Raw genomic sequence first — 20,808 nt, 5'->3', positions numbered from 1 at the left:
CAAACAAGCAAGATATCATTCCTCCTGTATATCAAAGAAGCTGAGTTGTTGATGGTCTGGCTCCAGCATGCTCAATTGTTGAGGCCGATCATCAGCCCACATAGTCCTACTATTTTGCTTGCCATTCGTTTTACTCATTTTATGATTACCGGTTTCGGCTTCTGTTGAGACTTCATATGCTGGCGGCATTGGAAGTAGTTCTTTCACCTTGTGGGCATGCATTTCACACTCCTGCCAACTTTCCTCGACTGTCCCTTCTTTTTGCCAGGAAGTGAAACGTGGGCCGAGTTGTGTTGCGACCTCGGGTGGGAACTGCCAGTCCTCTAGCTGGAATGCATCTAAACCAACCTCTTTTAGACGAGCAAATGCTGCCAGAGCCAGTGTTGTATGGCGCAGCTCTTTGGGCTTCTCTTTATCTACACGCCAGAAACCCTTTGGATTTGTCAAATCGTCACGTAGAATCCAGGCGAAGTCATCATAATCCAATCCATATAGTTCTGCAATGATGGCATCCAGCATACAGCGTAGACGTAACCGTTCATGTGACGTGATGGCCCAAAGTTGACGCCAGTGCTGCTGTCCAAGCTGAGGGTATGCTTGGCGCACCTCAAGCCACTGTGGGGCAAACGATGGCACGATGAAGTTCAGCCGTGCCGCCAGTTGTGCGCAAATAGTGGGTTGTATGCGCACCGGTGGGATGAGAGGTGTTTCGGCGATAACGAAATAGCTTAAATCGAGGCCACCAAAACGACAACGTAACATATAATCATAAGCAAAGGAATTAAGACAAGAAACAACAAAAAGAACTGCGAGAGCATCATTTTTCGCAGGAAGCAAGGTAGGAGCCGTATAAACACAAGGAATGTTGTGAACGAATGTTGCATACATAGAACGAGTATTCGTGGCCGATGATACGCGCATAAAGCTAATCTTATTGCCTTTAGAAACGCCTACACGTCCTGTGTATGTCTCCTGTGATAAAAGATACTGAGGCTCGATAATTTTTTTATCCATAGGTATTTTTCGCCAAACAGCAGTACGACCTTTGCCACTTACCCAACCTTTTTCACTTGGATCAAAAGCACCAATCATACGACCCTCGTATAGAGGGAGAGCAATATTTCCCTTGGAATCAAGCCATCGGCCATAGTTATCTGATCGATAACCATCATTAAGCCACCTTGGTAAAGGAGGGAAAAGAGCTGAATCATCAGTCATATTCAACTCTCTAGAGTATTGAAGCTGCCAAGATTGCTCATTTTGATCATCGAGGAGCACTGCATTGGCATATAATTTTTCCAGTACATTAAGATCACGTTCAGTTTGTGGTTCGACAATTATTAGCGATTTTGGACTAAATTGCTCTATCTGTTTACGTGGAAATTCTAATTCTAAAACAGTAGTTTGCTCCAAATCTGCTATATTAGCGCGGTTAAATACAACTTTTAGCGATTGGGTCTTTCCTCCTTTTTCTAAGAGAACTACTACAAACTTAAATCGACTGTCTATATCAAAAATGCGTTGCCAATTGATAAAACCAAAAAGCCATTTCCAATCGCATTTATCCAAAAACAACACTCTTAATGCTTTTGATCCTTGATCAGTATAAATACCCGATGGGACTAGTGTTCCCAATTGTCCTTTTTGCTTAAGTATATGGTGAGATAACTCCAGAAACATCTTATACGTATTGAGAGCTACTACAACCTGGTAGCGAAAAGGATGATTACGATCTGAATAGCCAGAAACGATTTTGCGCCGCTGTCTCCACTGATGATGCAACAAATTTCCTTTCCTCCCAGTTTTAAGAGAAAAAGAATTCGTTGCATCAATTTCTGGATCACCAAAGGGCGACCCAGCATATTTCGCCCAATTAGTTATACATTTTGAATACGCTTGATATAGTAGCCATTCTCTTTCAATAACGGAATTGTCCAAAAAAAGACGCTTTTGGGCATTTAATGCTTCTTGTCTTCCATAAGTACGATAAAGGGGATCATAATTTGTAAAAAACTCCAAAGATTGTGCTCTTGTAATAATATCCCAAGGGGGATTCGCTAGAATAGCATCGAAACCATGCCCATCACGCGCAAACACATCAGGAAACTCTAGTTCCCAGTGAAAAAAATGGTGTTCTTCAGCTAGTTGCTTCACTTGTTGTCTAGTTTCTGTTGGTAATTGATATAAATTGGCAGGAGTAGGCACTTCACCCAGTTTATCAGCGGGCCAGAACCAGATAGCGCACCAGCAATCAAACGCCAATTTTAGCTCTTGATATCCTGAGCGCTGCTGTAATTCCTGGTAACGTTCCTCGCGCTCGTCGGCCGACTCAACTGGTAACAAGTGAATCTGTTCCATCTCAAAGGTAATCTCAGAATACAGATTTTCTGGTGTTACTTGGCGGTCTTCCTCGAAGAGCAACAACTGTTGACCACTTGACTCAATTTGCCGAATCAATGCTGGTTTGATGACCTCATTGCGTTCCTCTTTAATTGCTCTTGTCCATTCTTCCTGTTTATAATGGACTCCATTTCTGTGGCCGGTATCGCCTCCTTCACGCATCCAGGCCATGATCGGATATTCACGGAAAGTATCAAACCATGTACCAACAAGCGCATTGCCAACTTTGATTTTATGATCTAGAAAAGTGAAAGGCAGCTTATAGTCCAATGTTTCGATCCATAAACTCATGCGAGCCAGTTCAACGGCAAGCGGCGAGAGATCGACTCCGTAGATACAATGCTCCACAATGTGACGGCGCAAACTAGCCTTGGTGCGCGTCTCAAAGTTCGTATACTTCGGGGTGATAGGGAGCAACTCTTCATGAACCAACGCTCTGGACGGCTTACCATAAGGCATGGTACGGATTATACGCCCTTGCTCTGGCTCTGGTAACTCATCGATCTGATAGTAATAAACCAACGAGTCATAAAGGGCATTGGTCAGATAGTGCAAGGCCGCCACTAAAAAGGAGGCTGAGCCGCAGGCAGGATCACAAACCTTTACCGAGAGAATCTCCTCCGGCCTGCGGGGAATACGTTTTCCATCCTCGCCATCCATATAGGCCAGCGGTTCCAAAGTCCGCCAGGCAATCGGAACGGACAGTTGCGGTCGCGTATAGAAGGTTCCCGATCCCTTACGAGTGCCACCACGTCGAATTAGATAGAATTCATTGACATTGAGTGTGCGTTTAATCAGCTTTTTCGCAGCCTTCACACGCTCTTGCTGATAGGGAGAATCGCCCCCTTTTTGCTTTCCCCGTGGCTTCTTGACCATACCAACAATCTCTACCGTCTGCTCGGCCCAGGTCATCGCACGCGCATAGAGTGTGTCTTCGTCCTCGACGATTGCATTCTCAAGCACACTACCCGCCTCATCCTCAAGTACCTCCTCATCTTCAGCTACGGTCTCATCAGGAAAGGTCTCATCGGTCACATCCTGCTCTTCATTCTTTCCTTCGTCTTCCTCATCTGAGACAGCAGGGCCACTACTCCTCTCTGCGCTCAACTTCTTTAATAAATCCTTGCGCTGTTGATTGGGCATCTGCTCTAGCACATTCAATGGCAGAACTGGTTCCTGGCCGAGATTAAGAAAGATCATCGGCTGATCAGCCATGTGCAGATGGAAATCAAGTAAGCCCTGATACATCAGACCGATATACTCGGTCCTTAACTCTGAAAAGTCCACCGGGCCTGGGACTAGGCGACTCGTACGCCCCTGTTTAATCCTGACCTTGCCACGTTTGAGCAGTTCGAGCAGGCGGAGAACTGTGGAATCCATAATTGAGAGATGTTCCAGCGATTCAAAAAGCGCAACTGCCCTCAGAATCGCATCAGAACTCGTGAGATCACCGGGACGGAACAGCAGACCACCATAAGTCTGTACTGGTAGAATTGAAATCGCTGATCCATTATAAATGACGTGGAAAAGACTCAATAGGCGGGCCCAGGCACTTTCGCGCTCTTCTAACGTTTTGCGCCCTTCGTACTGTACAGCCCGGTTCAATTGCTCATAGAGTCCCTCCAGGCCATAGGCATCGTGATACATCGGCAATGAGCGCGGCAAAAGATCACGCGCCTCGGCAAAGAAGATAATTACCAGGCGCATAATTATGCGCACTGCAGCCTGATAAAGGGCCTCCAGAAGACGGCGTTGTGGTAACTCCTCCCCAGAAGGAGCTAGACGAACATCTTTGAGAATATCTCCATGTTCCTGAGCAGCACGATTCAGTTCATTTAGCAACAACTCAACCGCTTCGCGCACCTGCTCACCCAATACCGTCGATAGCTCGCCTTGGCGTGAGCGAGAAGCTTCTGCCGCATCCAGTAATGGAAAACGGCCATCCTTACTACTGGCTGTAGGTTGCATTCCGGCGGAACCGAGCAAAGTGTAAAAACCATAGAGCTGGCGACGCAACTCACCTTCCGCGAACCAGGCATCAGCGTCCCATTCCACCCAGGAATCGTAATCCTGCCCAGCATAGCAAAGGCGGAACTGACGACCATTTGTCAACAGGCCCAGCTTTACATTTTTAGCCCGCAACAGTTCCAGCAGTTTCCCATATGCAGTACGGCCCTGGCCCATTCCGATCTGCCTCGTCTGCTCAACCCAAACAAACAACTGTGCTGTTTCTTGCTTATACATATCGAGGAAGAGCACGCGTGAAGGCGCAAGAGTACTTCCCTGAAACGTCGTATGCTTCCAGGTGGCGGAGACATGGTTTCCTTTTTGCCAGCGCTTACCCTCATGCCCTAGAAAAATATCTAACACACCATCAAGCCAATCATATAATGGCTGATGTGAGCCCTCACGGGCGTATCCTTCTTTACGCCACCAGGTATCAAAAATCGTATAGCGTTCACGTAGTCTCTGATAGCGATATTGACTTGGCTCAACAGGTCCAGCGGGAAAGTATTCATCAAGCAGAGCAGGTGCAACAAGCATCCCATTATGACGCAGATCAGACCACCATGCATGCTTTTCAGTCGCCATTATTGGCATATTATCACTGTTCCTTTCCAGTTGAGCGAACCAGATACTCAATCGTCAATGGCTGAACGTCCACAGTCGCCAGGGTATATCTCTTGGGCAGCATTTTTGTGATCACACGCTCTTTTTCTAGCGTGATTGCGTATTGTAGCTGCTTAAAATGTTGCAGGGCCTGCTCCATGTCAAATTCCAGTGCTTTGATTTTGTGATTTTGTGTAATAAGTTCTTGCTGCCGTGTAATCTCTACCTCAGGCAAGAAACTGAGCTGTTGATTTTCCTGCTCCAGGCGTACCTTCTCTGAAATGGATACATTCCATTCTCTTTTGAGTGTTTCGATATGCTGCGTTTGTTGGAGGCGCTCAAGCTCACGCAGGCGCGATGCAAAACGCTTCTCTTCACGCTGACGCTCTTCTTTAAGGCGTGTTTGCATGCGCACGGTGAAATCCTGTTGGTATTGGGTACGCATCGTCTGAATCAGACTCCGCAATATCGTCAGATGATCATCCCAATGCTCACGTACATGATCAATCTGCTGGTCAAAAGTGGTGTCGCTAAAAGGATGATGTGAGCACGATTGTATTTGTTGGCGCAAATTGTTGTCCATTGAGATCAAATGTGAGCCACGAACCGTAAATCCTACCGGCACAATCTCCTGGTGTACCACTTCGCGAAATTCATTGGTGATCTCTATTTGCATATGCAAGATTAGCGCTTCATTGAGTCCCACTGGCAGCTCCGCTCCCTGAACGGTCCAGCGATACACGCCTTTGTCGTCCCATAGGTGACGCCGCAGGGAACCAAGTGCTCTATGCATCAAAGGATGCCCCAGACGAATCAGCACAGCATCCTTACGCGGTTTAAAAATCCTGCGAGAATGTTCTGTAACCTCGAAATAGCTCGGATCAAATACGAGCTTAGGAAGACGGTGGACATGCCCTTCTTCCTGCATAATGGTCTCATCAACTAGTTTCTTCCAACTCTTCGGCACCGTCAGACGATATGCTTTTTCATCTCCCGGAACAGGCTTGAGATCTCCACCTTCACGCTCAACCACCCAGGCCAATACCTGTGCTACATTTTCAGGCGAAAGATGCATTTCCATCTCTGTCTGATAGAGCTTATTCATCGCCTGCTCATAATCCTCACGGCCACCGTAGTCCCGAGACTGCATATCTTTACGATCCTGGGCCACTGCCAGGGTGTCATTTACACGTTCATTCAGCACTTCCGATGCTTGAGATAGACCCTGCGTAAAATATTCTTCAACCGTTGCATCAATGACCTGTCCCACACTGCCCAGATCATCACGTGCCGTATCTACCTTGGCAACAACTGATTGCATAAACTTCAGATCGTCTTCATCATCACTACCAAAGTGAAAGACAAAGACATCCCTCTCCTGGCCATGTCGATCGACGCGACCATTACGCTGTTCAAGGCGCATCGGATTCCAGGGGATTTCTTGATGAATGACGTAGCGGCAGTGACGTTGTAAACTGATACCTTCAGAGACCGCATCAGTTCCCACCAAAATACGAAGCGGATGCTCCTCTGTATTGAACGCCCCTTTTACTCGTTCCCGTAGTTGGCTGCCAGCCCCACCGTAGAGACACGCGACAGGAGAATTGCTATCCTCCACCCCATCCCATAACCCCTCTCGTCGGAGGCGTTCCATAAGGTAGTCGAGAGAATGCTTATATTCGGTGAAAATAATCAGACGCTCATCTTTACGCAAATGGGAATCCTGCATCAGATAAGACTGTATCCAACTCCATAAACTCTCCCAACGAGCATCAGCAGGTAATGCGATTTCTCGTAGAGACTTCTCATCCCGGATAAGGTTTTGAATCACCTGCGAACTCCAACCGAGGCTCTCCAGGCACTCACTCACAGCACGGCGTTCCTGGGTCAAATAACTGGCATAGCGCCGCAGCCAGGCACCTGTCTGACGAGTCGCATCTTCCTCACGCAGGCCTCGTTCTTCATCATCAGTCATCACTGTTTCTGCACGCGACACGGCCGTTGCCGTCACCGCCTCATCCTGACTCTCAGCAATATCTTCGAGTCCTTCAACGTGACTCCACCATGTGCGGGCAAAAGCATAGGAGCCTGATAGCAATCGCTTTGTCAGTAGCTTAATCAAAAAGCTGCCGAGGTGTCTCTCACGGGGGCTACGTGCACGCAACACAGATGATAAGGCATTGCGGTATTCACGTAGTGCAGCAAATAGAGCTTGTTCCTGTGGATACAATTGAATCCCTAAACGTTGCACCGTTCGATGGGAGAAGCGATCAGTCTCTCCCATCTCGTCAAAATCACGTTTCAGGCGACGTACCATAACAGTTTGGATCTGTGGCCGATCTGCATCATCAAGATAAGGGCGCTGCTGAAACCGCACAGGATCCAGCAACTCTAATAGGCCAGTAAAAGAGCTCGTATATCCATTATGAGGTGTTGCTGAGAGGAAAATGCGATGTTCAAAATATGGAGAAAGCTGCCGCAGCATACTACTGCGATCACTATCATCCCCGAAACGAGCAGGGGAGAGATTATGTACCTCATCAACGACTAGCATCTGCCAGGGAAGCAAAGCGTCGAAATTACGGACCAGGTTCTCTGTTGCAGCTTTAAAGGAAGCCAGCACGTCTCCCTGGCGTAAATAGTCCATCGATGTAATAATGCGCGGATATGAGGCCCAGGGATTACTGTCTACACCCAGTTCGCGTTGCAACTTAAAGGTCTCATCGCGGTCCACAATCGTAAAATCGAGATAAAACTTCTCTCGCATTTCATCGCGCCATTGCAGTTGTAGAGAGGCAGGACAGATAATCAAAGCACGACGAATACGGCGACGTGCAAATAGTTCGGATAGAATTAACCCCGTCTCAATCGTCTTGCCCAAACCTACATCATCGGCCAGCAGAAGCGAGATGCGGGGCATCAATAGAGACTTAATCACAGGGTAGAGCTGATAATCTTCAACCTGAACGGCGCTCTGCCAGGAAGAGATGAGGCGCAACTCATTTTTGTTTGCTTCGTCGTTGGAACTCGCAGCCAGGCGATTTACCGCGCTCCACTGATATGCTGAGAGGAATGCCTGAAGAAGCTTGGGATCGTCAGGAGGGAACTCATCAACACGAGGGATCGCTAGACGGTCCAGAACTCGCTTGACACTTTCCAATTCCCAAATCACAGTATCGCTATCAGGGTAGGACCAGTTATCAAGATAATCAACCTGCACCTCGTGCAGCATTCCATCTCTATGTTCATGTGGGATTACTGCTCGAACCGATGCTGGCCGATTGCGCAAAAATACTTTCTGCCCGACACGGGGGAGGCGAGTGGAGGTTTGAGTGCTGGTAACGATTGGAGGCCCCACTTCCTATTTATTATTCATAAAGAAAATAGACAGACAACTTACTGAAAATAATGAGTAGAGAGACACTAAACATAAAGGCATAGACAAAATAGAGCGTTATTTCTGCAAACTTAAAGCGTATCGATCTCCTGTTACATAAGTATAATTGGATAGTATCAGATATGCAAGTAATACAATTCCATTTTTCTGGTCTTAATCTTATTAACCAATCATTACTTAAATTGTAGAGTTTGGGGCGGGAAGAATGCCAGAAACGAGAGCAAAGCTTCTTGGAAATTGTTGAGGCAGGATTGATTATAGACGTTTTTATCCATATTATATATAATAACTTGCAATTAACTATACTGCTGTGCTACGAGATGAGCGTTTACTTATCTTAAATATAAGAATATATAAAGAAAGCCAGGCTATATATGGCGGAAGTGCGCCCGATACTGGACGAAATCTGGGAAAGATTGCGGCGAGCTAATGTTGGCAACGATCTGGCAATCATTGAGTATATTGCAACATTGCTTATTGCAGACATTACTTGGCCTTTTGATGTGGAACGACCTCAAAAACCCAAAGTACGCTATAACCCCGATGATGAATGGCTTACAAGTCGGCTCCGGTTTGCGGCTCAGCAGATGAGCAGCCAGAGCATAGAAGAGGGTATTGCTGAGCTATTCAATACTCATGTATTGTTCTATACATCTCGTTCTCGTGAAGAAGGAAGTTATCCAACCCCCAGACATATCGTTGAATTTATGATCAATCTCCTTCAGATCAAACCACAACATAGTTTTGCCGATTTTGCCTGTGGCAGTGGTGGTTTTCTGATTCAACGGTACCAAGATAAACGCAGTAATCAAGGGCGTTCAACGCGAAGAAGTAACACACAAAAAGGGAAAACTGTTGGAGTAGAAATCTCGCCAAATTGGGCTCGCATTGCCCTTGCCAATCTTTTACTTCATCAGGTAGCTGCTACGCATGTAAAAATCCACATCGGCGATAGCGTTCGTCTATGTGGTCCTGGTGGAGAGTTAGAGCGGGATACATTTGATCGTATCGCAATCTCTCCACCGCTGGACGTCAGTATAGAAGTATCGCAATTTCAGGAACTTCTTCAAGAAATGAGACGAGCCAAAAGCCAAGGCAGGAAAGGTGAGTTCTCATTAGACAGCGACAATATTTTTACTTATCTGCTGCAGAGGAAGCTTTCTGCCCAGGGTAAAGGCGCATTGATTGTATCAACAAGTACTGTTACACGCGCTTCAAGTAAATCCCAGTTTGTAAGGAGGTCTCTTATAGAGGATAGGGAAGTTCAGGCGGTCATCCAATTGAATGCGGATGCTCTTAATCCTTTCACAGAAGAAACCGCATATATACTGCTCATTAATAAGCAACCACGTGATACAGTTTGGTTCTTTCAAGCACAAAAGGATGGCTATGAGCCTGGAATGAAACGCGATCTCACACAATCGCCAGATTATGGCCCAGCATTCAACGACTTCCCGCTTATAGAGACAGCTGCTCAAATGACTGGCCGTGAAGATATCCTACAGCACATAGATAATCCAGCGCAGCCTATTTCATATCACTTTGTCCATGCAAATGATGAGTATGTTGGATGCATCATTAAATCACAACGAAATACAGGCATTCGAATCATCCAATATGAAAAAATAGGTTCTCAACCTACTTTACACATCATGATCAGCGAGAATCAATCCTTACACATCCCGCTTCCACATTCAAATTGGCCCCCTCCTCGTACACAAATGATCTTCCAACAAGGTGATCCCGACCAAATGATAGCTATCACACCCGATGGGCGTTGTATTGGTATTACAGTACCAATATCAGAAATAAGCGCACATAACGATAACTTATTGCCAGAGAATTATTTCCAACAATATATACCTGACAACAAAGACGACAGGTTTTCTTCCTCTTTCCCACTAGCACAGCCCGAATCAGTTATAACTGATGAAGGAGAATCCGATGCACCACCCCCTTCACAGTCTGAACAGGATCAGCCGTTCGAAATTCCACAGATTGTCAATATTACTGAACCAACCTGGAGTTTTGGAAATGTACAGCATACAGTTTGGGCCGCTATCAAACTGCGCTTCAGTACCGAGAACTATGCAGCACCGTTTACATCCACCCAGCTCATCGATGCACTTGAAAATAATGTAGCAGTCCCCGAAATCTTCTCGTCACTTACACTCTTCGAGCGCTTAGGCCTGATTATTCGAGTAAATATTTTGCCTGATCAGAACACCGTCCCTAAAACATATTACCGCCGCATTACTGCCAGGGATATCGAGCACGCGTGGGAGCAGAAGGATAGCAAAATAGTATTTCCAACAGACTAAATGAGAAAGACATAAACATAATGCGTATACTCCATCTTTGGATCCAACACTATAAGGTACTTCATGACCTTACTATGCCTATAGGTGATCTACGGCCAGAATCATCTACGCACGATACTCCTTATCGTCTAGACCTTATTGTCGGTGTTAATGGAACAGGCAAATCAACACTGCTCCATTTATTGGCGGATCTTTTCCAGCATCTTAGTCGAAGTAATGACTCGCCGCCTTTCAAATTTTCTATCATCTATCGGCTAAACAAAGATCCACAGCATCCCATTACCGTCACAATCACTAACCAGACTGGAAGTCTTACACAACGCTTCTATCTTCATGTTGAAGATGATCAGCAAGTTTTCCTTTTCGATGGACCCAGTGATAAAATTGACGAAAAATACCTTCCTGATGCAATTGTCGCTTTCACCAGTGGTAGCGAAGGAGGCTGGCTTCTACCCTCAGCTCAAACAAGCGTAGAAGAAGACGATCCAACAGAGTCACCGCCCAATATCAATGCGCCAGACTTTGGACGTCAATTGCGTGAATGGTACCAGCTGGAACATAGCCAGAGAAGCGAACCCATGCTAGTCCAGTCAATAGTTGAACAAAATAAGAACATTGAAGATGCTTTTCTCTTTATCCAGTATAACCAGCTTCCGCTTATCATCCTTTGTGGGCTTCTCATCGACCTGTATATCCCAGAAACAATAGATATATCGCCGCAAACTTCAGGCGATACCCGTAATCACCCTTCTTCTTTACTCAATGATGCTCTTAAGGAAATCAAAATAACTGCTCTGAGAAGCTTCTCACTAAAAATTCACCTCATTAGTGAAAATATCGCGCCAGATGACAAATCCTTGATACAAAGAATGATTACTATGGCTACATATGCTGTTAAACAGGGCAATGATGTTTTACTTGTTTTCCATCTTTATGATGAGCACAGCCGTCGTCTACGCCAGGAAATTATCCAACAACTTGTAAGCCTCCAAGGAAACGCATTGCGTTTCTTTCGCTGGCTTAATCAGCTTACTATCCCTCATGATGGAAAGGAAGCCATCCTCAGCGAGGTTAACCTTTTCTTAGAACGAGATTATAGGACAGACGAAGAACGAGAAGAAAAAACATTATTGCCACCTGAACGAGCACCCTTACACATGCTCGAATGGTTTAGTGATGGCGAAGTCAGCTTTCTTGGACGTCTTTGTGCCCTCTCGCTCTTAAGAGAAAACGAAGCACTCATATTGCTTGATGAGCCAGAAGTACACTTCAATGATTATTGGAAACGCCAACTTGTAAGTATGCTCAACAAATTTCTCCAGGACCAGTACAGCCATGTCATCATGACAACTCACTCTAGCATCACCTTGAGCGATGTTTATAACACCAATATTTGGGTTATGAAACGCAATGGCATATTCACTGAATATGCTGCTCCCCCTAATCTGAGAACGTTGGGAACTGATCCTAGCGATATCATCGTTCACATATTTGGAGCAGAGAGTGCGACAGGAGCACAAAGTATCTCATACATCCAGGGAGAAATTAGGCGTATCCGGTTGCTTACCACAACCACACAGGAGAAAATTGAACAGCTACAACGACTCCAACAAAATGTCGGCCCAGGACCTCTAAGATTCTTGATACGTCGAGAGATATACGCATTGGAAGATGAACAAAATAGCCAGCCTTCAAGAAACGAAGCGAGATTAGAACCATGAGTATACTGCACAGCTTGAATTTGCCACCTACCACTTATCAGCGGCTACGGGAAGTTGTCTTGCTTCAAATAGATTTGCTCCTTTATGCCTCTCTGACACCAAAAGGTAACATTGGTCTAGAAACCTGCGCTACCTATCTTGATGAGTATAGCGGCACCTTTGCTGGACGAGGCAAAGTAATTGCTGATTGGTACTTTGCTTCAAATGCTTCACTAAGGAATACACTACTAACTGACTTTGCAACGGCGTTTCAGCAAAAGAAAGTAAGTAAGCAGGTGCAGAAGTTCCGTACAGATTGGTTTGAACGCATTCGAAAAGAGATAGATATGCTCTTAGAGCACGACAATAGCGGGCAAATTATTGTGCAAAGCTTTTTTGTAGAGGAAAAGAAGATTCAAGCCTGTAAAAAACAAGATGCTCCTAAATGGCAACAAAGAGCCAGTGAATTTTTTCTCTACTTTTACAAAATGTATGCAGGCGGGGATGCAAAGCTTCCCGAAGAAATCTTTAGTGATCCTAAAGCCCAACCATTTGGGCGGCAGGAACTGCTCGACCTCTTCATAAATGAAAACAAAGGTTTGGAAATTTGTGCCATTTGTGACCAAGCACGTTACTATACTGAGGGGCAAAAGAAAAAATATAGCATTCTTGATCACTACTTTCCCAAAGAGGCCTATCCTCACTTCTCTTGCCATCCGTACAATCTGATTCCGATCTGCCACACATGTAATTCGTCAATTAAAGGCACAAAAGATCCATTGCACGATGAAAAAGGAAAGCCACGTCCATTGCAAAAGAGATCATTGCCCTATCGTCATAACCTTACCGCACAAGTTTACCTGGAGGTCTCTCCAGGTGTAGATGACCAGTTGATCAATATAGGGCCGCTTCGTGCAAAATATAACGTCAATGCCGAAGATCCCGCACTACAGCAAGCAATTGAGTTGCTTAAGGAAATTTATCAGCTGCCAGATCTTTGGAGCAAAGATAATCAGAGCATCAGGATTCACGATATCCTCTTTCGACGTATGCGCCACTTTCTTGATAATGGGCGAGTCCTGCAGCATGGTACCCAGGTTGACACTGAAATCTATAATATTCTCCGCTACCTTCTTTATTACCTCGCTTACGAAGACCAACGCCGTGATCCTTTTGGGTTTGCACTAACCTGGATGCTTGCTTCATATCTCAAGGAGAAAGACGTTCCCAAAAGTGCAACTTGGCGAGGATTGCGAGATGAAATTAACTCCTGGTTTGGGCAGAGCCTTGAGAAGAGCCAAGAGCGAGACAGACGCGTAGATGACTTATTAAATATACTTCTACAAGAAGCCAAGAATTAGAGTGATGTATCAGGACATGAACCTTAGTAGGGAGAACTAGGATGGCCTTGTGTTTACGTGAGATGCAAGGCCTCGTTTCTTACAAGTAATAAATATCAATAGAATTATCCCTTAGAAGCAGTGTTTTTGGTATCACTTCTATAGTTTTTTGTCAAGAGCACAGCAGTGCTCGCCTGAGCCAGACAGGTGAACGCATGAAAATTGTCTTCGCGACAGCGACTTGTACCTCCTGTCCGGTGCGCTGGATTATACGCGCTCCATGACAACTGGTCGGGCGCTGCATCTGCGCCCCAAGGAACTCACGAAGCTTTACAAACGCGACGGCAAGAACAAGAGGTTCCAGCGTTTCGGCAAGCGTATCAGGCACGAACTGGCGTTGAGAAAACAATCTCAAAAGTAGTGCGAATCCAGAAGTTACGCCGCTCGCGCTATGATGGATTGCAAAGGACACAGTGCAACGCGTCGTAACCGCTGTTGCCATTAATCTCGTACGAATCGGCACAATGTTGACATCGACACCGCGAGGCAAAGACACGCCAATCTCATTTTACGCGTCTTGCTTTACACCCTATTTGGCACACGTAAGGAGTATTCTAATGTCGCGTTGATTATTGATGTTGATACTATTCGCCAACAAAATCTTCAACGAAGAGATTATGTGAGGTTTTATATACACATCTCGATCGAAAAAAATGACATTTTGAGACAGTATTTCATTCACAGAATTCGTAGTATCCTTTGATACGCAAACCAGAGATTTATTACTATTGTTTGTTATGGGCCTTTTCATAGATGACATCATTCAACGTCGCGAGGATAATCTCTGGTGGAACGCGATTCTTAGGAGGGTAAAGCTGAGGCTCATACAGGACATGGATTTTATATTTTCGAAGTAAGCGCAGACTTCTCTTGAAGGCGGGATTGGTATCCAACCCGCCACCCGTTTTAAAACAGGGGACAGCCACGATCGGTTTATTCAAACCCGTATACTCGCTGAGCAAACCTACGGCCAGTGTATCGCTAATCCCTAGCGCCCATTTATTGATGGTGTTAAAGGTAGCCGGAAACACGATAATGGCGTCTGCTCGCGGGAGCACATCTGGCTCTTCTGGCTTTTTATACTCACTTCGTACAGGGTATCCTGTGAGTTGTTCGAGTACTGGAATATCAATAAAGTTTCTGCCAGAGGGTGTTGTAATGACACACACAGTCCATCCAGTTGATTGAGCACATCGTACCAAATCCGGGGTCAGAAATGCCGATGAACTCCCACAAGCAATCACATAGAGCACACGAACAGAAGGCTGATCAGATGTATTCATAACGCTCCCTGAAATTGGATAGAGGGCAAGACATTTTCTATGCGCACATCCAGGTTTTTCACCTGGGTAGTATCCTTCCGACGTTCGAGCTGATGGCGATACGCGAGGACGCGTTGGAAGACTCGCGCAGATCGCGTTTGCTCAAGGATCGTCAAGGCCTGTTCAGCATGCTTGCACGCTGCTTCCACTTCGTCCATCTGAACAAAGGTTGTTGCCAGGTCAACAAGCGTAATCGATTTCTTATGGATACGCGTTTCATCCATAGATGCGAGCCGTTCTTGCAAAAATCTCTGTGCTTTACGCGGCTGTTGCAAGCGTACATAACACGCCCCCTTATATCCAAGCAGGTGCGATTGCGTAAATGGGGAATACAATGGATCAGCAAAGGTGTAGGAAACATCACCCGATTGCCCTCGTTCTATCAATCGCTCGGATTGGTGTAACGCCCGCAAACAGTCATCTGCCTTTTTCAGGCGAGCCTGGACTTCTGCCTCGACGGCCCACAACCAGGCGGTCACTACATCTGCCGCTGTGCCTGCTGCTTGTATACGTGCCTCTTGCAACAGCGGGAGTGCGGTCTCAGCATCACCTCCATAGAGAGGGATAAAACTCTTTCGGCCAAGGATAACGGCGTGGAGCACCGCTTGATTGCATTCTTCCGATGCCTTCAACGCAACATTATAATAGCGCTCAGCTTCAACATTGTTCCCGGCGTTAAATAACACATCACCGATAAGCTGGCTGGTTTCAGCTGCGAGCCGGCACAGCAAATGATTGGCATGTGCTGGAGGGGACGACTCCAACAGCTGCGTAATGATTTCTAAGTGTCTGGATACATCGTGTAAAAGGAGCGCCGACTTTTGGGAGCGGATGAACCGTTGTCGATTCTTTTTGGTGATCAACTCAAGATGCGCCAGCAGTGACATATCGACCCCAACGGGTTTCTTTAACGCTCTGACCAATCTTGCAAGAAGATCAGTGTCAGGGATGAGAGAAGAAGCCACAGTCGCTCCCAATGCCTGCTGCATAAATTGCCGTCGTCGTGCATCCATGTGTCTACCCTCTTCTAGCTCTTTCACTGCAGTTATGATACCGTGCGAAACAGCCTGTGAGATACATGAAAAGGCATCCTGCGTGTCAACATCTGGCATCAAAAATGAGTGCTCAACGTGTGCAAAGGGTATATTTTCTTGCTTTGAGGGATCAATGAATCCTAATTCTTCTGCCGAGAGGTCAAAAAGAGCGCATAGCTTTGCCTGATAGTACGGACTTGGACTTCTCTCTCCTGTTTCCCAACGACTGATCATGTCCTTACTGGTATCAATTTCCAGTCCGACCTTTTTCTGGGACCAACCACGCAACTCTCGCTGCAAACGGAGTTGTTTGTTCGGCTTCTTCGCCTTTGCTGCATGCATGCCCCACGCTCCTCCTCACAATGTAAATTTCACCATGAATTATAACATAGAACATACTATCTTATGAGTGGCATCTTTTGTCATAAAAATGACATGTGATCCGGGCTTTAATCAAGGTATCCTTATTCCTGAGCAATCTAATGAGAAAGAGAGGGTTATGACAAGTGAAGTTGCAACATTACTGCGTCAAATTGAGAGGAAATGCGAAATCCTCCAGCACATAATGACTGATTTTCAGATGGCAGGGGTTCATAGCATCATCAGCCATAAATTTGAGGCTACTGCAGAAAAGCAAGCCAGAGGAAACGCGCGGAAGCAAGCTACTCTTCTCCTTCAGATTCCTTTTCCTGATAATCATCAGGAACCAGTTCTATCAAATCGCCAATTTCAACCTCTAAGGCTTGCGCGACTCTTCCTAATGTGTCCGTTGTCGCAGGATCTAACGGATTTCTAAAATATCTCTTGATCGTTCTAAAACTTACATCAGCTTTTCTTGAGAGGCTTGACATGTTATATCCCTTAGCCAAAGCAAGTTCCTTTACCTTCAATCGCGGTTTCATATGTGCTCCCATAGTTTTTGCTCATTGTATTCTGAGGGCTAGGTTGACGAAACTACGCGCGTAATGCTAAACTCATACTATTGAACATCGGATATTGAACATACATGTACAGCCAAATTTTTTAATAAGCACGATATATAAAAACAAGTCCAGAGATCGCTGGTTTCCATGACAGTCATCAGCCATTTAACAAACTCTAGGAAGGAGCACATATCAACGGCAGTATGTCTCTAGTATGTTTCAAGGAGGAAAGAAAAAATGCGAACGTAAAAACCGCCGACGCGACCATCCTCTAACACAACATACCTGTTATAGAACCATATATATCAACTGCATTCCTTGTAATAACGAAATGTGGATAGGATGTCATGTCTATTTTCACCACACAGAGATATCTTCAGGTGAGAACAATACCAATCAGGAGGAAACACTATGCAGCACAATTCTAGTGATGTTGCTCGTCTGCTTGCACGTATCCAGGATGAATATGTAGCCGCTACGCGCGGCCTCTCCGGGATCGCCGCTGGTACAGCGCAGCACCAGTTCATAAGCGCAAAGATGGAGCGGATAGAACAGCTTCACCAGGAATTGCGCACCCATGTCGGAGACCACGCCATCGCACTTATTGCACACTCGCTGGATGCCGTTCCAGGTGATGCCTCCATTACGCTTGAGGAAACGACATCCCGGCCAGTGTGATGCACACCACCCATGAACAGGATTCACGCTCATTATAGACCCGGTCAACACCTGTTTCGACCATACGTGAAATGCTCTTGTAGCTTGCAAAAAGGATGAGAATCATGAGCGTCTTTTCGTTTTTGACTAGAGAGAAGCTGACATACCGACCCAGTTGCCCATCCGTTCCCAGCTGTCCGGTCTCCTTTATGCGAGGCCGTCGTCATCGCGTGGATGTTCCCTATGCCTTACCCAAAGATGAACGCGAGGAGGAACGACTCGCATTCCAACACTATACGCTCCATAAAATCCTGGGTGGCCACTATCACGCCCCGATCGAACCCACTGTTGAGCGGATTCTCGATGTCGGAACAGGGACGGCGAAATGGGCACATGACATCGCGCGGCTCTTTCCCCAGGCCCAGGTTTACGGTCTCGATCTCGAACTGCCGCAGGGAGTGGGCCTGCCTCCACCTGGCAACTATCACTTCGTCCAAGGAAACGTCCTGCAGGCTCTCCCCTTCCCTGACAACCAGTTCGACTTCGTCCATCAACGGCTCCTCGTCAGCGCGATCCCATCGGTCCGCTGGCCAGATGTGCTGCACGAGCTTGTTCGGGTCACCAAACCAGGGGGGTATATCGAGCTGGCCGAAGCGGGCAATAGCTATCAGCAGGTAGGAGCCTCCATGCAGACCTTTCTTAATTGGGGGCAGATCGCCAGCATCAGGAAAGGCATTGATGTGAGCCTGATGCCCTACCTGGGCGACTTACTCGCTCGCGTGGACATGCGCCATATCCGAACCAGGACGTTTCAGCTTCCCGTGGGGACCTGGGGTGGTAAAGAAGGAGACCTGTATGCCAGGGATATGTACGCTGCCTTCCAGGGACTCAAGAACTTTTACTGCGCCGTTGGAGACGTCGATCCGGACAACTTTGATGCCATCCTGGCAGATCTTCCCCAGGAATGGGAGTTCTGCCATACCACCCACGCATTCTATATCGCCTATGGACAGAAATAACCGCGATGGATCGATATCGCGATGGCAGAGAAAGGCCAGGAGCACTATTCATGGAGAGCACGGAACACAGAAAAACGCTGGAGCAGATACGGATGCTCCACTCATTTGATATTCCTACACTGGCACGGCGCGCAGGAGTTGGACCCTCCATTGTCTATCATGCACTCCTGCGCAAGCCCATTCATCGAGTGCATGCGGAACAGATCCTGGAGGCACTCTCACACGACACGCATCAACAGCTTTCCCTTGACCAGGTCGATATCATCACCTGGGACGACTATCAATTTCTCTGGATTATCCGAGCCAGTCCTGCCGAGCCTCACCACACGCCAGAACCAGAACAGGCTCACCTGCTCGATGAATACTGCTTTGTCTATGCACGCGATAAACGCCATGCCGCTCGGCTGGCAAAGCACTGGCTCGATCAGCGATCCCATCTCGCCCAGCATTTCTTCACTCCATGCCCCGAGGGTTTCACCATTGGCGACATCACGGTTCCTGGTCATCTCACTGCCAGCTAACAGAATACGAAAACACGAGGCTCATCGGAGATAGTGGTTCAACACCACATCCGTACGCTCATGGCCCAGGGCACGCGAGACCTGATGCGTTGCTACGATGTCATAGTCCGTTGCCTTGAGCCGCCTGCTTGCTGGAGGTAACATGCGATCGGGGGCATGGGACAGGTAGCGTTGCTGTGCTGACGCGCGCCGATAGCTCTGGACATCCATCGCCTTGGGAATGTGCTCAAAGACGTGCTCATTCGGATCTCTCCCCTGGACCATGGCCTTGATCACATCGGCGTAGTCGGCAAGAACCGGCACCGTTCTCGCTTTGCCGCCTTTCCCATTTCTGACAGAGACCTCGATCACACTAGATTCTGTGCAGTGCACCTCCTTGACGAGGAGATCGCTCAGTTCAGCGCGCCGCAAGCCGGTTGCACGTGCGAACAGGACAAGATCAGGCCAATGCGCCGGTTGAAAGTGCGCATCTTGCTTGACCGGTCCACGCGAACGGGTGATGCTTTTTTGGGCACGCGATGGAAGCACCACCTCAGCCGCCAAATGGTGATTGCCAAACACCTTGCGTAATGCCGATCGCTGCGTCGTCAGTGTATAGGGACTCTTTTGGGCCGCAATCTGCTCCTTCAGGTAACAGCAGGCCAGTTCATCCAGTCGTTCATAGAGCTGCGCCAACCGCTTGATGCCATGGTTAGACCGTGCCCAATTGACAAATGCATAGGTCTGCTGCTGATAGGTCTTACGCGTCCCATAGGAATAGATCTGCTCCGTTACCACGGCCCAACTCTGCTCAGGCATGCGTCGGCGCAGTTCTTGCTTGGCCTGATAGCGGCTCTGGCCGATCGCCATCAAACTATCCAGGAGCAGCTGCGTTTCATAGATGATGCTGGGTCGACTTCCCATTAGCTCGACTCCTTTCACTACAATGGTTACTATACCCACGCCAGGTACACGGTTTCACACCACGAGGACAATGGTCAGGGTAAGGAATTCTGCGAGGTCTTGCCATCACTCAGGTGCCGTATGCGGGTGCCCCGAAACACTTCATCTGGCAGCGAAGCTGTTTATATCCACAAAAATGGAGGACCATCGCTCCTCTCCTGAGCGGTAGAGAAGCACAGCGAATATCAATACTATAGGGAAACACACTACAGGAAACGATTGAAAAAGGTTGGAGGTGAAACTGATCAGGTGCACCCTGGCCCTCACATACAGGTATGTGAAGAGATGCATCGTGTTGTCAGTACAGCAACCTCCTGATCCCTGTTTCTCTGCCAAAGCCAGCTCAACACACTCTTTTCTCCGCGCAGAACACAGATAAAAGCAGGAGCGAATTGCGCACCAAGGTGGACGGGAAACTCCACTCGTAGAGCTGTAGCAGTTGTACAGCTTGCTCCTATGTATGGCCTACTCCACAAGAAAAGAAGGAGTAATCAGCCAGATAGTTACACTGTGAGCGTATCAAACCAGGTGGGAGACTCCAGGGGCAACAGGTAGGTAGGGA

General features: G+C 47.1%; 13 protein-coding genes. 7 read left to right on the top strand and 6 right to left on the bottom strand.

Annotation, left to right across the window (positions count from 1 at the left end):
* Positions 1–15: 15 nt before the first annotated feature.
* Both AABA21_RS32410 and drmD read right to left on the bottom strand, forming a co-directional pair.
* Positions 16–5,001, bottom strand: a complete 4,986-nt coding sequence (locus tag AABA21_RS32410; protein ID WP_338256633.1) for an Eco57I restriction-modification methylase domain-containing protein — start codon at positions 4,999–5,001, stop codon at positions 16–18.
* A 4-nt stretch (positions 5,002–5,005) separates the two neighbouring features.
* On the bottom strand, positions 5,006–8,368 hold the full coding sequence (drmD, locus tag AABA21_RS32405; protein ID WP_338256632.1) for a DISARM system SNF2-like helicase DrmD: 3,363 nt from the start codon (positions 8,366–8,368) through the stop codon (positions 5,006–5,008).
* A 413-nt stretch (positions 8,369–8,781) separates the two neighbouring features.
* Here drmD and AABA21_RS32400 point away from each other — a divergent pair, with 413 nt between their 5' ends.
* The 4 genes from AABA21_RS32400 to AABA21_RS39590 all read left to right on the top strand — a co-directional run bounded on the left by AABA21_RS32400 (position 8,782) and on the right by AABA21_RS39590 (position 14,257).
* Positions 8,782–10,728, top strand: a complete 1,947-nt coding sequence (locus tag AABA21_RS32400) for an HsdM family class I SAM-dependent methyltransferase (RefSeq protein WP_338256631.1) — start codon at positions 8,782–8,784, stop codon at positions 10,726–10,728.
* Between the two features lie 74 nt (positions 10,729–10,802).
* Entirely contained in the window at positions 10,803–12,449 is a 1,647-nt protein-coding gene (locus tag AABA21_RS32395; protein ID WP_338256628.1) for an AAA family ATPase, read from the top strand.
* Complete coding sequence (locus AABA21_RS32390; RefSeq protein WP_338256627.1) at positions 12,446–13,789, top strand: hypothetical protein; 1,344 nt, start codon at positions 12,446–12,448, stop codon at positions 13,787–13,789. The genes AABA21_RS32395 and AABA21_RS32390 overlap by 4 nt, the downstream gene beginning before the upstream one ends.
* Before the next feature lie 201 nt (positions 13,790–13,990).
* Positions 13,991–14,257 (top strand): transposase, encoded by a 267-nt coding sequence (locus tag AABA21_RS39590; RefSeq protein ID WP_420917181.1) that lies wholly within the window; start codon positions 13,991–13,993, stop codon positions 14,255–14,257.
* A gap of 296 nt (positions 14,258–14,553) precedes the next feature.
* On the opposite strand, the gene AABA21_RS32385 is transcribed toward AABA21_RS39590, so the two are convergent.
* The 3 genes from AABA21_RS32385 to AABA21_RS32375 all read right to left on the bottom strand — a co-directional run bounded on the left by AABA21_RS32385 (position 14,554) and on the right by AABA21_RS32375 (position 17,098).
* On the bottom strand, positions 14,554–15,111 hold the full coding sequence (locus AABA21_RS32385) for a flavoprotein (protein ID WP_338256626.1): 558 nt from the start codon (positions 15,109–15,111) through the stop codon (positions 14,554–14,556).
* Positions 15,108–16,526, bottom strand: coding sequence for a helix-turn-helix domain-containing protein (locus AABA21_RS32380; protein WP_338256624.1), 1,419 nt, complete (start codon positions 16,524–16,526; stop codon positions 15,108–15,110). The genes AABA21_RS32385 and AABA21_RS32380 overlap by 4 nt, the downstream gene beginning before the upstream one ends.
* Before the next feature lie 320 nt (positions 16,527–16,846).
* A complete protein-coding gene (locus AABA21_RS32375; protein ID WP_338256623.1) occupies positions 16,847–17,098 on the bottom strand; it encodes a helix-turn-helix domain-containing protein in 252 nt (83 codons plus the stop codon).
* Positions 17,099–17,518: 420 nt separating this feature from the next.
* Between AABA21_RS32375 and AABA21_RS32370 the strand changes: the two genes are divergently transcribed.
* The 3 genes from AABA21_RS32370 (at position 17,519) to AABA21_RS32360 (ending at position 19,304) form a co-directional block, all read left to right on the top strand.
* Positions 17,519–17,785: a hypothetical protein gene (locus AABA21_RS32370; RefSeq protein WP_338256620.1), complete on the top strand. Its 267-nt coding sequence runs from the start codon at positions 17,519–17,521 to the stop codon at positions 17,783–17,785.
* 104 nt (positions 17,786–17,889) lie between these two features.
* Positions 17,890–18,783 (top strand): class I SAM-dependent methyltransferase, encoded by an 894-nt coding sequence (locus AABA21_RS32365; protein ID WP_338256618.1) that lies wholly within the window; start codon positions 17,890–17,892, stop codon positions 18,781–18,783.
* 50 nt (positions 18,784–18,833) lie between these two features.
* On the top strand, positions 18,834–19,304 hold the full coding sequence (locus AABA21_RS32360) for a hypothetical protein (RefSeq protein ID WP_338256617.1): 471 nt from the start codon (positions 18,834–18,836) through the stop codon (positions 19,302–19,304).
* Positions 19,305–19,325: 21 nt separating this feature from the next.
* Here AABA21_RS32360 and AABA21_RS32355 read toward each other — a convergent pair whose 3' ends face one another.
* Complete coding sequence (locus tag AABA21_RS32355) at positions 19,326–20,207, bottom strand: tyrosine-type recombinase/integrase (RefSeq protein WP_338256616.1); 882 nt, start codon at positions 20,205–20,207, stop codon at positions 19,326–19,328.
* Positions 20,208–20,808: the final 601 nt, after the last annotated feature.

The sequence above is a fragment of the Dictyobacter halimunensis genome (assembly GCF_036245075.1).
This window is presented reverse-complemented; position numbering and strand designations above follow the sequence as displayed.